The sequence below is a fragment of the Maridesulfovibrio ferrireducens genome (assembly GCF_900101105.1).
GTDB lineage: Bacteria > Desulfobacterota > Desulfovibrionia > Desulfovibrionales > Desulfovibrionaceae > Maridesulfovibrio > Maridesulfovibrio ferrireducens.
The window spans coordinates 688,404-702,707 of sequence record NZ_FNGA01000001.1; the positions used below are offsets into that span (position 1 = coordinate 688,404).

General features: G+C 42.6%; 16 protein-coding genes. 10 read left to right on the forward strand and 6 right to left on the reverse strand.

Annotation, left to right across the window (positions count from 1 at the left end; genetic code table 11):
• Positions 1-2: 2 nt before the first annotated feature.
• Positions 3-2,417: a Lon protease family protein gene (locus BLT41_RS03090; protein ID WP_092158123.1), complete on the reverse strand. Its 2,415-nt coding sequence runs from the start codon at positions 2,415-2,417 to the stop codon at positions 3-5.
• 384 nt (positions 2,418-2,801) lie between these two features.
• On the opposite strand from BLT41_RS03090, the gene BLT41_RS03095 reads away from it, so the two are divergent.
• From BLT41_RS03095 to BLT41_RS03115, 5 genes are all read left to right on the forward strand, one after another.
• Entirely contained in the window at positions 2,802-3,062 is a 261-nt protein-coding gene (locus tag BLT41_RS03095) for an AtpZ/AtpI family protein (protein WP_092158812.1), read from the forward strand.
• Complete coding sequence (locus BLT41_RS03100; protein WP_092158125.1) at positions 3,052-3,471, forward strand: ATP synthase subunit I; 420 nt, start codon at positions 3,052-3,054, stop codon at positions 3,469-3,471. The genes BLT41_RS03095 and BLT41_RS03100 overlap by 11 nt, the downstream gene beginning before the upstream one ends.
• A gap of 5 nt (positions 3,472-3,476) precedes the next feature.
• Entirely contained in the window at positions 3,477-4,163 is a 687-nt protein-coding gene (gene atpB / locus BLT41_RS03105) for a F0F1 ATP synthase subunit A (protein ID WP_092158127.1), read from the forward strand.
• 75 nt (positions 4,164-4,238) lie between these two features.
• Positions 4,239-4,562: an ATP synthase F0 subunit C gene (atpE, locus tag BLT41_RS03110; RefSeq protein WP_092158129.1), complete on the forward strand. Its 324-nt coding sequence runs from the start codon at positions 4,239-4,241 to the stop codon at positions 4,560-4,562.
• A 335-nt stretch (positions 4,563-4,897) separates the two neighbouring features.
• Positions 4,898-5,527: a redox-sensing transcriptional repressor Rex gene (locus BLT41_RS03115; protein ID WP_092158131.1), complete on the forward strand. Its 630-nt coding sequence runs from the start codon at positions 4,898-4,900 to the stop codon at positions 5,525-5,527.
• Between the two features lie 84 nt (positions 5,528-5,611).
• Here the strand turns inward: BLT41_RS03115 and BLT41_RS03120 are convergent, their stop codons facing one another.
• Positions 5,612-7,087: a sigma-54-dependent transcriptional regulator gene (locus BLT41_RS03120; protein ID WP_092158133.1), complete on the reverse strand. Its 1,476-nt coding sequence runs from the start codon at positions 7,085-7,087 to the stop codon at positions 5,612-5,614.
• Between the two features lie 82 nt (positions 7,088-7,169).
• Positions 7,170-8,333 carry a lysylphosphatidylglycerol synthase transmembrane domain-containing protein gene (locus tag BLT41_RS03125; protein ID WP_092158135.1) on the reverse strand — a complete coding sequence of 388 codons (1,164 nt, stop codon included), beginning with the start codon at positions 8,331-8,333 and terminating at the stop codon, positions 7,170-7,172.
• A 207-nt stretch (positions 8,334-8,540) separates the two neighbouring features.
• Between BLT41_RS03125 and BLT41_RS03130 the strand changes: the two genes are divergently transcribed.
• The 3 genes from BLT41_RS03130 to rsmG are packed head-to-tail and all read left to right on the forward strand — an operon-like array spanning position 8,541 to position 11,154.
• Complete coding sequence (locus BLT41_RS03130) at positions 8,541-8,996, forward strand: MarR family winged helix-turn-helix transcriptional regulator (RefSeq protein ID WP_092158137.1); 456 nt, start codon at positions 8,541-8,543, stop codon at positions 8,994-8,996.
• Positions 8,997-9,027: 31 nt separating this feature from the next.
• On the forward strand, positions 9,028-10,464 hold the full coding sequence (locus BLT41_RS03135; RefSeq protein ID WP_092158139.1) for an MFS transporter: 1,437 nt from the start codon (positions 9,028-9,030) through the stop codon (positions 10,462-10,464).
• A complete protein-coding gene (rsmG, locus tag BLT41_RS03140) occupies positions 10,465-11,154 on the forward strand; it encodes a 16S rRNA (guanine(527)-N(7))-methyltransferase RsmG (protein WP_092158141.1) in 690 nt (229 codons plus the stop codon).
• On the opposite strand, the gene BLT41_RS03145 is transcribed toward rsmG, so the two are convergent.
• From BLT41_RS03145 to BLT41_RS03155, 3 genes are all read right to left on the reverse strand, one after another.
• A complete protein-coding gene (locus BLT41_RS03145) occupies positions 11,151-11,342 on the reverse strand; it encodes a hypothetical protein (protein ID WP_092158143.1) in 192 nt (63 codons plus the stop codon). The genes rsmG and BLT41_RS03145 overlap by 4 nt on opposite strands.
• 138 nt (positions 11,343-11,480) lie before the next feature.
• Positions 11,481-11,951 carry a 23S rRNA (pseudouridine(1915)-N(3))-methyltransferase RlmH gene (locus BLT41_RS03150; protein WP_092158145.1) on the reverse strand — a complete coding sequence of 157 codons (471 nt, stop codon included), beginning with the start codon at positions 11,949-11,951 and terminating at the stop codon, positions 11,481-11,483.
• A gap of 6 nt (positions 11,952-11,957) precedes the next feature.
• A complete protein-coding gene (locus BLT41_RS03155; protein WP_092158147.1) occupies positions 11,958-12,629 on the reverse strand; it encodes a metallophosphoesterase family protein in 672 nt (223 codons plus the stop codon).
• 287 nt (positions 12,630-12,916) lie between these two features.
• Here BLT41_RS03155 and BLT41_RS03160 point away from each other — a divergent pair, with 287 nt between their 5' ends.
• Together BLT41_RS03160 and BLT41_RS03165 are read left to right on the forward strand one after the other, a co-directional pair.
• Positions 12,917-13,501 carry a 5-formyltetrahydrofolate cyclo-ligase gene (locus BLT41_RS03160; RefSeq protein ID WP_244512183.1) on the forward strand — a complete coding sequence of 195 codons (585 nt, stop codon included), beginning with the start codon at positions 12,917-12,919 and terminating at the stop codon, positions 13,499-13,501.
• Positions 13,489-14,235, forward strand: a complete 747-nt coding sequence (locus tag BLT41_RS03165) for a purine nucleoside phosphorylase YfiH/LACC1 family protein (RefSeq protein WP_092158151.1) — start codon at positions 13,489-13,491, stop codon at positions 14,233-14,235. Before BLT41_RS03160 ends, BLT41_RS03165 begins: the two co-directional genes overlap by 13 nt.
• Positions 14,236-14,304: the final 69 nt, after the last annotated feature.

Sequence of the window (14,304 nt, forward strand, 5' to 3'; positions counted from 1 at the left end):
GTTTATATTGTTTTGCATTCCGACCTGCGCGCAATTTCAGCGAGTTGCGCAAGTCTGTCATCGGCTTTGCGGTAGAGAGATCCTAAAGGAAATTTCTTGCCGCGGCTTATTTTTCCAATTTTTACGCCGGTTAGAATAGACAAAGCATCTTCTATGGTTTTTATCGGATAAATATGGAATTTGCCTTGCTCGATAGCCTCAACGACTTCGTGCCTGAGCATCAAGTTTACTACGTTATCAGCTGGAATCAAAACGCCCTGTTCCCCGTTTAAACCTCTGCGGCGGCAAACTTCATAAAATCCTTCAATCTTCCGGTTAACTCCGCCGACAGCCATGATAGAGCCTGTCTGACTGACTGCTCCGGTGAAAGCATATTTGAATTTGATCGGAACTCCTGAAAGAGCAGACAGCAGGCTTGCCAATTCGGCACCGGACGCGGAATCTCCCTCGATTCCGGCATAGCTCTGTTCGAAACAAAGACTTCCGGTCAGAACAATAGGCTTATCCTGTGCAAAAAGTCCGACAAGATAACTTTTGATGATCATCATTCCTTTAGTATGAATGGGACCACCCATGCGGGCTTCACGTTCAAGGTCAAGAATTCCGCCATGACCTACGCCGACTGTGCACGAAATCTGATGCGGCAGGCCGAACTCATAGTCTCCGAACATGGTTACAGATAATCCGTTGACTCTTCCGACACCTTCACCGGAAGTCGCGACTTTGATAACTTCACGGTCATATTCGGTCATGAACTCATCTTCATAAAGATTGGAACGGTAATCGCGCATTTCGATAGCTTCATTGAGAGAAGCCCGGTCAACAATCGTTTTTCCGTCAAGTCTGGTTAAAGCGGAAGCTTCGACCATCATTTCTTTCATGACCGGGATACGAAGCGATAGTCTTTTCTGATCTTCTGCAAGCCTGCTTGAGTAATCCACAACGCCTGCAAGAGCTTCTTTGTTGAATGGAATAAGCTTAGTATCCTGAATAACTTTTCCTAATACTTCCACAAAACGGCGAATATTAGCTGCGTTTCTTTCCGCAGTAAGCTGCATGTGAGCTTTCAGTTTAAAATATTTACCGAATCTTTCATCGTTATAGAGCAGAAGTTCATACGTTTCTTCTGAACCGATTAAAATGACGGTAAGCTCAAGCGGGATCGGTTCCGGCTCAAGTGTCTTGGTTCTGATATGATCTCCGTCACCCGGATCTTCAATTTTAGCCTTTCCGGTTCGTAAAGCTCTAAGCAATCCTTCCCATGATGAAGGCGTTGTCAGAATATCTTCGGCGTACATGATCAGATAGCCGTGGTTCGCTTTATGAATTGCACCTGCACGGATAAGAGTGAAGTCCGTATAAAGGGCGCCCATTTCGGATTCGCGGTCAATGCTGCCGAGAAGATTAAAGGCGGTAGGATGGTCAGCCATCACGACCGGAGCACCTTTAGTCATACTGTTATCAACCAAAAGGTTGACCTCGAAACGGGAAAAAAGATCGTCCGTAGGTGAAGACTCCGGAAGGTGCAGTCCTGTGGGCAGGGCGACAGGCTGAGCATCTTTAGCCATGAAAAGGTCTATATTGTCGAGCAGTTCGTCTTCAACTTCTTTCAGGTAGCTTTTTATTTTTTCGTATTGATTAAAGTCTTTATGCAGGGGATTCATAATATCTTTTAACAGTTCTTTTGCTGAGTCCTGATGAAGTTTACGTTCATCTTTTCGGAACCCTTCCTCTGTCTTGCTGATCTGGCGGAGGATGGTAGTCACTTCTGCGAGCAGATCATCTGCTGATTTGCGAAGTGTTTTTCTCAGTTCGGGATCAAGGCGTTCGAATTCCTCATCGGATAAAATTCGGCCTTCAATGAGAGGAATTAGCGTTAATCCGTCTTGATCATCAACTTCAAGGCTGAACCCATTTTTTTTGGCGAGTTCTTCCATGTCAGAGAACAGGTCGTCACGTTCATCCTGAAAAGTACGCGAAATCCGCTCGTGCGCCTTTAGATGAGGTTCGCGCTCAAACCATGCCGGAAGTTTTTCCTTGATGTGGGAAACGGCATCAGACAGAGCTGTTTTAAATTTTTTGCCACGGCCTGTCGGAAGAGATACGGCTATAGGCTTATCCTGATCCGCAAAATTATATAAATAAAGCTGATCCGGCGGAACAGGTTGCTTAGCGGCTCTAAGTTCAAAATATTCACGGACAAAATAACTTCTGCCGAGATTCGATTCACCTGAGAGATAAACGTTATGACAACTGCCGGATATGGCAAGAGCCATTCGGAAAGCTTGTAGAGCTCTCGGTTGAAAAGGGTCGTAAGCTCCAGTTGAAGTGGGTATTTCGGAGCTGTCGGCAAACTGGATTTTTTCCGGATCGAGTTTCGATCTGAGCTTTGAATGGGATAGCTGTTTTGCAGTCATATTTTTTTATTTTCCTGTGTATTCGAATCTTGAGCATAAGCTCATAGATTTATGTTTACTTGGTTACGGAAGAATTGTCACTTGGCTTAATCAGATGATTTGTGAAATTTTATACAATAGTCGTTGATCAGGTTGGTTTTTCTGTGAGCAAAGGCGGAGCGGAAGGATAAGCTAAAGTTGAAAAAAGTGTTGGGTAACTAAGCGTGCTGATGGATAATATTTTTTTGGATGAGCGGCAAAAAAAAGTTCAAAAAACAGTGCTTATGACAAAGAAGCCGTTGACGCACATCAAATGATTATGCTAGACGAATCTCACTTGTGAAGGTTTGCGCAAAGTCAGTTTGCGTCACAAGTGCATCTCAAGTTTCAGAAAAAAGTAGGCACATATTGTTTTTTAAAGGAAACAAAGAGGCTCTGGATCTCCTCGGCAATGCCGCGACAATCGGAACTCATCTTGTCTGTTCTACTTTTGTTGGGATGGCTATCGGGTGGTATCTCGATAAATGGTTGGGCACAAAGCCTTGGTTTCTACTTATTTTCTTGTTATTTGGAATTGGAGCTGGATTCAAAAACGTTTTTGATGAAGTGCAAAAAATCCAACGAAAGGATCAGGGGAAAGGTCCAGGAAGTAACAATGAAAGTTAATCAAAAACTAGAAACATTTCTCCACAGGCGAGGCTTTACTCATCCGGACGTACGCAGTTTGGTACGCAATCAGTTGTATCTCACTGCCGGAACATGTCTTTTTGCTGCTGTAGCCTTCGGGTTTGCCCCTTGGGCATTGGCTTTGGCAGCCGGAACTGTTCTGACCACGTTCAATTTCTGGTCGCTGGCTAAATTTGGTCAGCATCTGGCGTATATGCGCAAGGGGGCGGTTGTTTCCTTGCTGATTCGTTTCTACGGTCGGATGTTATTATCCGGACTGGTCATATACGGGCTTATAGTCTGGGGGCAGTGTTCAATAACTGCACTTTTGGCCGGGCTCAGTTCCGTAGTTGTGAATGCAATATTTTGGGGCGTTGCCGGATTTCGGCAAAAAGCGAAGGAGGCATAAGGATCATGGCTGCAGGATTACCACATCCATTATTATTCATGACAGAGTTGAACAATGCTTTGGGAACTCACATCCCCATTCATGTATGGTATACATGGTTAGCAATGCTCATTCTGTTCACTATCGGGTTTCTCGTTTCCAGAAAACTTAGTCTGGTTCCGGGCGGGCTTCAAAATCTAGTCGAGATAATTGTCGGCGGTCTTGAAGACTTTGTTGTTGCGAACATCGGTGAGGGTGGGCGTACAGTTTTTCCTTTCATGTGTACTTTGTTTGTTTACATCCTTGTGATGAACCTTTTAGGCCTTGTTCCCGGTTGTGACGCTCCTACAGCGAACGTCAACACCAATGCGGCAATGGCTGTTTGTACTTTTCTTTACTACAACTACATTGGTATCAAGCAACATGGTGCAGGATACATCAAGCATTTCTTTGGGCCGGTTCCAGCACTCGCTCCTTTGATGTTTATCATCGAAATCGTTTCGCACATTTCTCGTCCGCTTTCACTTACTCTACGTCTGTTCGGTAACATTCGCGGTGAAGAAATTGTTCTCGTGCTCTTGTTCATGCTTGCTCCCGTAGCTTCTACCTTGCCCATGTACTTCTTGTTCATGCTTGCAAAGGTAATCCAGGCATTCATCTTCTTCATGCTTACCATGATTTATTTGAAGGGCTCTCTGGAACACGCTCATTAGAATTAGTGAGCACTAATATTGGGGAAATGGTCTAACGACTACTTAAATAAACGTACTTTTTTGGAGGTTTTTATTATGCGTAAAGCTCTACTTATCGTTGTGAACACAATGGCTCTCGTACTCGCAGCTGGCGCAGCATTTGCTGCTGGCGTTGCTCCTGAAGTTGCTTCCGCTACTGCTTCCGCTACTGCTATCGGTATGGCTATTGCTGCTGCTGGTTGTGGTATCGGTCAGGGTCTTGGACTTAAAGCTGCTTGTGAAGGCACTGCACGTAACCCAGAAGCTGGTGGTAAAATCACAGTTACTTTGATTCTTGGTCTTGCATTCATCGAATCCTTAGCTATTTACGCTCTCGTTGTTAACCTCATCCTTCTCTTCGCTAACCCACTTATCGGTTAGTTTTCAGGATTTGGAAATATTTGAAGGAGGCCTTCGGGCCTCCTTTATTAGGGCTATAATTGTTAATTTTTTCACATAGTTCTGGTTTGCTGCAAGAGAAGTTCTATTTCTAGACACTTATAATATAAATAGATGTCAAAAAATGTTTTTTGGGGTATCGGAAAGCTACTGCTCTAGTGTATAGTTTTATCCGATTGAAGGTGGAGTTTGACTAGTCAATTAATAATCTAGAGCCAGATTTGTAAAAGCGAGCATAGTTTTAGCTTTTTGCAATCTGAGATTTCCAACATTTTATTTTTCATGACTATGCGGGACATGAAAAACAGGTACTTATTGTGAAAACCCAAAATATCCCCAAAGCGACAATCAAACGACTCGCAGTTTACATACAAGTTCTCTCAGGGCTGAAGCGTGACGGTGTTGAAGTTGTGTCCTCAGAAAAGTTAGCTCGCGCATGTTCAGTTAATCCTTCCCAAATTCGCAAAGATTTAGCTTATTTCGGAGAGTTTGGTGTGCGTGGTGTCGGCTATTATGTGCATGAATTGATTTCTTCCATTAAGCATTCTTTAGGTGTCGACCGAGTTTGGGGCTGTGCCCTTGTCGGGGTCGGTAACCTTGGACGGGCTTTGCTTCGCCATAAAGAGTTTGCATTAAGAGGTTTTTCTATCAGGGCTGCATTCGACTGTGATCCTTATAAAATAGGTGAAATCGTTTCAGGACTTGAAGTTGTTTGTACACGCCAGCTAAAGGGCAGAGTTGATGAGTTCGGCCTTGAAATCGGAATAATTACTACACCTCCTGAAAGGGCTCAAAGAGCAGCCAATTATCTTGTTGATGGCGGCATAAAAGGGATTGTAAATTTTGCTCAGGCAAGAATTCAAGTTCCAAAAGAAATTACTGTTGAGTACGTCGACTTCACTCATCATTTTTATTCAGTTGCATTTAATATCAGCTCATCAGATTAATAATCAGCTGTGAACTAGTTTGCTTTATAAGAAGTTTTTTTCTTCAAAAAGCCCGCAACACATATGTGTTGCGGGCTTTTTGAATTAATTGCTGAAAAATGTTTTTTTAATTTTGTACTTTTTAAGGAGTGCATAGATTCGGGAATTTGAAAGACCTGAAACCTGCGCCGCCTGACTAATATTACCTTTGCAATGTAGAAAAAGACTTTCGAGATAGAGTTTTTCAGCTTGTTCAAGTGCTTGTTCCCGATAATCTTTCAGAAGAGGAAAATTATTTTTTATAGGGACTTGGTAGGCAGGAATATTTGTATCTTTGTTTAATATTTGTTTTTGTGTAAATTTTTTGTTTTGAATTACAGTTAGAACAGGCTTGTTTTCTGTTTTGGGCAGAACGGAATGCTGCGCAGCCGCAATTCTCACACGGACAGGCAGATGTATCGGCAAAAATTCTCCAGCCTCGGTATTGGTGGTGAAAACCTGTTCAAGAACATTGAAAAGCTCTCTGATATTTCCGGGCCATGCGTATACATCAAGTGCCGCGAGAAATTCCTTTGAAACGGATATCGGTGAAGTATTAAGATCTGCACTAAGCTTGTTAAAGAAGTATTTCGTAAGTTCAGGGATGTCTTCCTTACGCTGTCTCAGTGGAGGAAGCTGAATAGTAAACGTCTGTATTCGATACAGTAGATCCTGTCTAAAACGTCCGGTTTGAACAAGCGCTTCAAGATCTAGATTTGTGGCTGTGACCAATCTGAAGTCGCTTTTGATTTCTTTGTGATCACCTACAGGGCGGAATGTGTGCTCTTGAAGAACTCTTAAAAAAGATTTTTGAAGTGACAGTGGTAGTTCCCCTACTTCATCCAAGAACAGAGTCCCTCCGTCAGCTTTGGCAATCAAACCTTTATGCGATTCTTCAGCACTGGTGAAAGCTCCTCGTTTGTGACCGAAAAGTATACTTTCAACAAGGTTTTCAGGAATTGAAGCACAATCGACTATAATGAAAGGTTTGTTTCTGCGTGAACTGTTGTCGTGAATCGCTTTAGCGAAAAGTTCCTTACCAGTACCTGTTTCACCTAGAATTGAAACACTAACATGGCTTTCAGCCGCTTGTGCCGCCTGTTCCAGACAGCGGGTAGTAGCTTTGGAACGTCCAACAATGTTGTGGTGTCCAAGTTTAGGACGAGATGCTTGTTTTTCCGTTCTGTATTGCAGTACTCGTTGCATGTGAAGGAGATATTGTTCGGCTGATGCAGGCTTGCTTATGTAGTCCCATGCACCGGAGTTGATAGCTAATTCTGCCCCTTTTGAATCACCTTTGCCTGTAATAATAACAACTTCAGGAGAGTTTTTTAATTTTTGTAATTCAGGCAGAGCATCAAGTCCGTTACCGTCAGGAAGAACTACATCGAGAAAAACGATATCGAATCTTTCCTCATTAGCAAGGGCCAGCCCCTCTTTAAGAGTAAGAGCTTTTTCTCCACTGTGTCCAAGGTGTTTAGCAAGGGCAAGGAGCAGATCCCCTATGTGTGGATCATCGTCGATTATTAGAACGTTAGCCATATTAGTCTTTTGATGGTGGTAAAGTTGGTAAGATTAAAGTCCAAATTGATTGTTTAATTTATAAACCAAAGCATACTCACAATCAGCTTGCAACTCTTTTTCGATTTTCACGAAGTATAAATGGAATCCCCGATAAACTGAACAGGGTAGTCCATATTCGCATCATAAGGTAAATTGAAGCTCCAGCTGAGACGGTTCCGCTGGAAACAAGTGACAGAAGAGTTTCAAAAGCTGCTTCGTTGACACCGAGTCCGGCCGCAGGAGCTGGAATTATTCCGGCAAGAAAAGCAATCGGTGCCGAAAAAAATATTTCATGGAAATTGGGAATCGCAGGTAAGTTCTGAGCCTGTGAAAAGAAATATAGCGATAAAATTAAGAGAAAGTGTTGCACCGCAGTTATTAAAACAGTTTTTAAAAGTATTAAGGGGCAGTTCCGGTATATCAGCAGTGCGGATACAAGCTGACCTATTTTAGAGCCTATCTTGGAGCTGTTGAAAAGGTTTCTATAAAACCATCCGTTTTCTAAAAATTCCGGTGCGATTAATGCCGCAAAAATTGAAATAATCGATACGAGAATAAGCATAGGGGTTAATTCGACAGCTAAAAACGATGCCCTGTCAGTATATGATATTACGATGATAGAAACTAAAATAGGAATGCCTATGTAAAGTGCGGCGTATCTACCCTTTATTAATGACAGAATTCCAAGAAAGAACGAGAGCCAGAGGCCGCATAGAAGGCCGAGCATGGGTACTGCTACTGAGCGGAGTTCAGGTGAAGATTCCACTAGCGACCAGTTGAGAATCATGCCTAGGCCGGATAGACCGAATAGTCCCATGGTTCCGATGATCCTGTCAGCCATAATTGCGGCGCCGGTTTGTGTCCCTTTTTCTGTTTCTTTTACTGTATAATAATATCTTGCGAAGTCACCACTTGTCGGACCAAGTACGCATTGAGAAAAGAAATACATAATAGATGTAATTTTTAAACATTTCAGAGTATTAATGGGTGCTCCAGCTCCCTTGAGCAGCTCCTTAAAGCGAAAAGCGCTGATAGATAGTCCAATGAGAAGAATGACACATCCTGTAAGCAGCGCCGGGAGTTTATCTAAAGATACAAAAAGAAATTCAAGACGGATGCTGCCGGATTTTATGAGCCAGTAGATTAAGCCCGCTGCAATGGCGGTCTTAATACTTGATGAAAGGAGAGCTCTGAAGCGATTTGTCTTTGGCTCAGGGTAATTCAATATGTTTTCTCCGGAAAATAGGCTTAGTATTGGTCTGAAAATTATTTAAAAGAGCTATTACGGTTTTTTGTTCTTACAAATTTTGGCTTCTATAAGCAACAGAAAGCAATGATTGTTTAGGCATCTATTGTTGACATCTGCAAATTTACCATGTTAGTTGCTTAGTCAACAGTTGACCTGTCAACGGTCATAATGTGAAGGGGAAATATGAAAAAATATGCATCGTTTGGATATATGAACGCACAGATGGTGCGTCTTCACAAGGCTATTCTGGCTGATAAATTGAGCGCAATCGGTATTACTTACGGTCAGATAGGTTTTATTATGCAGGCTCTGAGGAATCCCGGGCGGAATCAAGATGAACTTTCGCATGTACTGAGCGTGGATAAAGCTGCGACCGCACGTGCATTGGCTAAACTCGTAAAACTTGGTTTTTTAGTCAGAGAAGAAAATCCTGAGAACAGGCGGGAAAAATTAGTTTACCCGACCGAAAAAGCGGAAGGAATAAAAGAAGATCTTCACCAAGCATTGCAGGCCGCAAATGAGTTGATGATGTCTGATCTGGATGAATCTGAAAAAGAAGTTTTAATGAAAATGCTTAAAAGAATGATCGATACCGGGCGGGAATCTTTAGGAATGTCTTCAGTTTGGGATATCCTTTAAATATATTTGAATTTAATTGAGAGGTTTTAGTATGGATGATGCAAAAAAAAAGGGCGTAATCTTAGCCGTTTCTGTTACTCAATTTACGATGCCGTTTATGTTTTCCGCAGTTGGAATTGCATTACCTGCAATCGGTCGTGAATTCGGGGCAAGCGGACTTGATCTAAGTCTGATTGAATCAATATATATCGGTGGAGTTGCCGCGTTGCTTCTTCCTTTCGGAAGATTTTCAGATATGCACGGAAGGCAGCCTGTTTTCAGGCTGGGCGTGCTTTTATATGCGATATTTACGCTTTTGTTAGGTTTTTCGCAGGACATCAATACTGTAATTCTGCTCAGGTTGGGTCAGGGTATTTCAGGTGCATTGGCAATTGCTACAAATATGGCTCTGTTAACTGACTGTGTTCCTCTGAAAGAACGTGGTCGAGCGATGGGGCTTGCGGTTGCCGCTGTTTATGTAGGCCTATCCGTAGGGCCTTATTTAGGTGGATTAATTGCAACTCATCTGGGCTGGCGTTGGATTTTTTATATGGGAACAATTCCCTTAGGCATAAGTTATATTGTTGCCCATCGGAGTTTGAATGGAAAATTTCGTTCATCCGATGAAAAATTTGATTATGCCGGAAGCGCGGTAGTAATCTTTTCAGTGGCGGCATTGGTTTTCGGTGGAACCAGTTTGAATGCCGGGTGGCCGGGAGTAGTCATGCTGTTGTCCGGAGTGGTTGGATTCACAGTTTTTATTTTCATGCAGGATCGAACAGAGTTTCCACTTGTAGATTTGGTGCTCTTTAAGGAACGAAGAGATTTTTCGGATGCAGCTCTTGTGCAGTTTATAAGCTATGCCGGGACATTCGGGATTGTTTTCCTTTTCAGCTTATATTTACAGAGTGTTAAGGCAATGACACCGCATCAAGCCGGAGTTGTTCTGGTTGTGCAGCCTATCGTTCAAGCTGTTTTATCGCCTCTTGTCGGGAGATTGTCCGATAATTTTTATCCGCGTATAATTGCAATGGCAGGAATGATTGTGTGTACAATTGGATCTATCATGGGTGCGGCTGTCGGACCTGAAACTTCGCTTGCATATTTGTACACAATGTTTGTCGTGCTAGGCGTTGGATTTGCACTGTTTTCTTCCCCCAATATGATCATAATGATGGGGAGCGTGCCGCCTTCGAGATTTGGTTTCGCGTCAGCTATAACTGGCGGGTTGAGAACCCTCGGTATGGTTGCAAGTATGGTGATTATAGCAATTTTTATTTCAATATATATGGGAGATACTCTCGTATCTCCTGAATCTGCTGTTTCATATATGAAAGTTATGCACTATTCACTGATAACACTTTCAGGCTTATGCGTGCTGGGTGTTATTATCTCAATTCTCTGTGTTTACAGACGTTTTTACGGAAATTGCGAGGTTGCCAAGGATGACCTTTGTGTGCAATCTGCGGTCAGCAGAAAGGAGGATTAAATGGCGGAATCAAATGTCAGTGCAGCAGATATACTAGGTGCTTCAATCAAGGCCAAGAGAAGGCTTGAGGATGATACGCGGCTTGATTCCGGATTTATCGCCGCAACTGATCAGGCTCGTGTTTTGGCTTATTATGTAAACATGCTGGTGAAATGGAATAAAGCCATGAATCTGGTCGGCCCTAAGAGCTGGGATGATATTTTTCATTCGCTTATAATTGATAGTCTGCATCTGGCAGATTTTCTTAATGATCTTGATCTTCCCAAAAATCCGGTAACACTGGATCTCGGGGCTGGAGCAGGACTTCCGGGGCTGCCTCTCAGAGTCGTTTGGCAAAAAGGAACGTATCATTTGGTGGAATCCCGTCAAAAACGTTCAATCTTTATGCGTACTGCTATGCAAATGATGAAATTACCGCGTACAGAGGTCTTTCAGGGAAGGGCGGAAGCCATTCCACAGGAGGCACTCCCCGCAGATCTTATCCTAAGTAAAGCCTTCATGCCGTGGAAGGAGCTTATGCCGTTTGTAAAACCTATGCTCGCCGAAACCGGAAGGCTCGTAATCTTATCAAATGACAGCGCTCCGGCTTCTGCTGAGATTGCAGAATGTGGCTATGAGCTGGAATCAACTATGGAATATAAAGCTCAAAAAAAGACTCATTATTTTTGGTCACTGTTGCCGTTAAGCTAACCGGGCATTCCGCCTTTGAATATAAGTTTAGTGGCATGTTCATCAGCTATTTCAGCTACATCCATTAACTTTTCCAGAAACTCAAGGATTTCAAATCTTTTTTCTTCGGTTCCGTTATCGAATTCAAACTGCATGTCACCCGAGGTCATGTAAAGTTCAAGTTTTTCAAGATATTCCGGTTTAAGCATGTTTTTTCCTTTGTACCTTCAAGGGGCTTTAAATTTATCAATTTACGTCTCGACGCCTATCTCAATAATAAGGGATTCTAAAGGGGGTAACCCTTTAGCCTCCGGAGGCCTACCCTAGCAGTAACTTTGTAAATAAATTTACACGTGATGGTAAGGCGAGCCTTTTAATATAGAAGACGCGCGATAAAGCTGTTCAAGCAGCATGGTGCGGGCCAGCTCATGCGGCAGAGTCATCTTGCTCAATGAAAGTTTGATTCTAGCCACGTTTTTTACTTCATCAGATAGCCCGAAAGGTCCGCCGATTACAAAGCAGGGCGTAAGGTTCGGGTCTTCCGTCCATTTTAGCAGACGCTTTGAAAGATCAACTGAGGTTATTTCTATGCCGGTTTCATCAAGGCAGATGACCATGTCCGAAGGGCGAATTTTCGTTATGATGGCTTTACCTTCGCGCAGCACTTTGTCTTCCGGTGGAAGTTTTCCCGGAGCATCTTTAAGAATAGTTTCATCAAGTTTATGAAATCTTCCCAATTTTTTTGCATAATGAGCGCAAGCCTCATTAAAAAAAGGTTCCTTAAGTTTGCCTACCCAGATGAATCTTAATTTACTCATATAATACTATTTCCCTTTCAAGGTTGCTTCAAGCTTGCCGTCTTTTAATGTGATCAGCACATACCCGCCGCCGGAAGCCATGCCCGGATTAAAAATACGTGATTTTCCTATGACATCTTCACCTTTTGATTCGTGAATATGCCCACTTACGACAATATCAGGTTGAACTTTTTCAATGAAGGCTCGAACAGAGTGGCTGCCTACATGCTGCCCGTTTGAAAGCATGTCCAGCTTGGTATTGTAGGGCGAGTCATGCACGGCGAGAATAAGTTGATTGTAGTCACCGATTTTTTTGTATGTTTCTTCAAGCCATTGTCCGAGCTGTTTTTCGCTTACTTCGCCGGGAGTGCCGAATGGAGTCGGAATAGAAAACCCCACTCCCATGATTTTGATTCCCTCAGCCAGTTCGCGGAATTCCAGATGAAGATTGGCATTTTTATTTTTGAGGAATTCTGTAACATTATTCCGATCCATATTTCCCGCTTGAGCGAGTATATTAGGATTTTTATCGGAAATGGTTTCCCAGAATTTTTCCATTGCACCTAAGGGAGAGTGGTTCGTAATATCTCCAGTGACAATGATTCCAGTTGCATCATGAATTTCAGGAATTAATGATACAAAGTTAAGACTTTGGTGAATGTCACCTAAAGCAATCCAGTTCATTATATTTTCAGGCATATCGTCTCCTGCTGTTTTGATATATGGTCGTCGTTGAAAATGATGTTAATTTTCAGTAGCGTTGCGCCATAGTGATTGCAAGGTTCAATTTAATAGCATTAATGGATTCAAAAACCAATGATGCCAAATCCTGACAATCAGGTTGCCAATTTTATCTGAGAAGGTCTAAGTTGTTTTTATAGTATGCAAATTTTTGTGTAGATTCAGAGTATGTTCAAGCGTATATTTTTCAAAATAGATTATGGAATTTAAATTATGCAACTGAATAATTGTATATATAAAATCGGGTGATAAATTTGGATAAGAATGAAATAAGACGCAGTTTGCAAGTTCAGCGAGAACGGTTGTCTAAATCAGAAGTTGAATCCATGAGCCGTGAGATAGTCTTTTCTGTGCAGTCTCTTGCAGAGTGGAAGAAGGCCAGGGAAGTCCTGCTGTACTGGCCTATCAAAAATGAGGTGGACGTAACCCCGCTGTTTCATGACGCATTGGAATCAGGTAAAAAAATTTTCCTGCCTTGTTGCCGCAAAGATGAACCGGGCATTATGGATTTCGGTGTTGTTAGGGCGGAAGAGGATCTTTTACACGGTTCGTTCGGTATAAAGGAACCATGTCGAAGTAAATGTGAATTTCCTGATGTTGTATCGCCTGATATTATGATAATTCCTGGTGTTGGATTTGATCGCAGAGGTTACAGAATAGGATTCGGAGGCGGGTATTATGACAGATTTCTTGCCCGCCCGCAGAAGTCCATTCTTTTAGCTGTGGGAGTCTGTTATTCTTTTCAGATTATTGATGAAATTACGGTCGAAGCGTGGGATAAACCAGTGCAGTCCATCTGTACAGATAAGGATATTATATGGCCAGAATAGATTGTATACCTTTTACTTTTCCGGGGCTGGAGAATATTTCGTGTGTATTTACAACGAGAACCGGCGGAGCCTGTAAACCTCCGTTTAATCAAGGTAACTTGTCCTTTGATGTAGGCGACAACCCTTACGACGTAAGAGCTAACAGGACTTCTCTGGCGGCCTCTTTGGGAGTTACGCATTGGCACGAGTGCATACAGGTTCATGGTGATGTTTTGCATTTTGAGTCTGAATCTCAAACACCTGAGCAGCAGTCCTCTCTGGAAGGAGACGGTTTTACCTCTTCTGAGCGTGGACATGCTCTTGTTATTAAAACGGCTGACTGTCAGCCTATTTTGATTGCTCACAATAAAGGTGATTTTGTGGCGGCATTGCATAACGGCTGGCGAGGTAATTCAATAAACTACCCGGGTAAAAGTGTTACGCAGATATGTGAGCACTACGGATGCAGTCCTTCTGAGCTTATGGCCGTCAGAGGGCCAAGTCTTAGTCCTGCTTTGTCGGAGTTCGTGAATTTTAATTCTGATTTTGAACCGGGATATGAAAAATATTTCAACAAAGAAAATAACACGGTTGATTTATGGAAGTTAACCCATGATCAGTTGGCTGGCGCAGGAATTGATCCACAAAATATTTTCGGTATTGATATGTGCACGTATTGTATGAGCGACACTTTTTTTTCATACAGACGCGACAGGAACACAGGGCGGCAGTTGTCCGTAATTTGGATTAAGTAATCGTTAAAGTCCTTATTTAAATAGAAAACCCCCTTTGGCGCATGCGTCAAAGGGGGTTAATTTTTAATT

What these genes read in the sequence shown, in the direction of transcription:
- BLT41_RS03090 (WP_092158123.1), bottom strand. Translation starts at nt 2,417, where the DNA reads ATGACTGCAAAACAGCTATCCCATTCAAAGCTCAGATCGAAACTCGAT.
- BLT41_RS03100 (WP_092158125.1), top strand. Translation starts at nt 3,052, where the DNA reads ATGAAAGTTAATCAAAAACTAGAAACATTTCTCCACAGGCGAGGCTTT.
- atpB (WP_092158127.1), top strand. Translation starts at nt 3,477, where the DNA reads ATGGCTGCAGGATTACCACATCCATTATTATTCATGACAGAGTTGAAC.
- atpE (WP_092158129.1), top strand. Translation starts at nt 4,239, where the DNA reads ATGCGTAAAGCTCTACTTATCGTTGTGAACACAATGGCTCTCGTACTC.
- BLT41_RS03120 (WP_092158133.1), bottom strand. Translation starts at nt 7,087, where the DNA reads ATGGCTAACGTTCTAATAATCGACGATGATCCACACATAGGGGATCTG.
- BLT41_RS03130 (WP_092158137.1), top strand. Translation starts at nt 8,541, where the DNA reads ATGAAAAAATATGCATCGTTTGGATATATGAACGCACAGATGGTGCGT.
- BLT41_RS03135 (WP_092158139.1), top strand. Translation starts at nt 9,028, where the DNA reads ATGGATGATGCAAAAAAAAAGGGCGTAATCTTAGCCGTTTCTGTTACT.
- rsmG (WP_092158141.1), top strand. Translation starts at nt 10,465, where the DNA reads ATGGCGGAATCAAATGTCAGTGCAGCAGATATACTAGGTGCTTCAATC.
- BLT41_RS03145 (WP_092158143.1), bottom strand. Translation starts at nt 11,342, where the DNA reads ATGCTTAAACCGGAATATCTTGAAAAACTTGAACTTTACATGACCTCG.
- BLT41_RS03150 (WP_092158145.1), bottom strand. Translation starts at nt 11,951, where the DNA reads ATGAGTAAATTAAGATTCATCTGGGTAGGCAAACTTAAGGAACCTTTT.
- BLT41_RS03155 (WP_092158147.1), bottom strand. Translation starts at nt 12,629, where the DNA reads ATGCCTGAAAATATAATGAACTGGATTGCTTTAGGTGACATTCACCAA.
- BLT41_RS03165 (WP_092158151.1), top strand. Translation starts at nt 13,489, where the DNA reads ATGGCCAGAATAGATTGTATACCTTTTACTTTTCCGGGGCTGGAGAAT.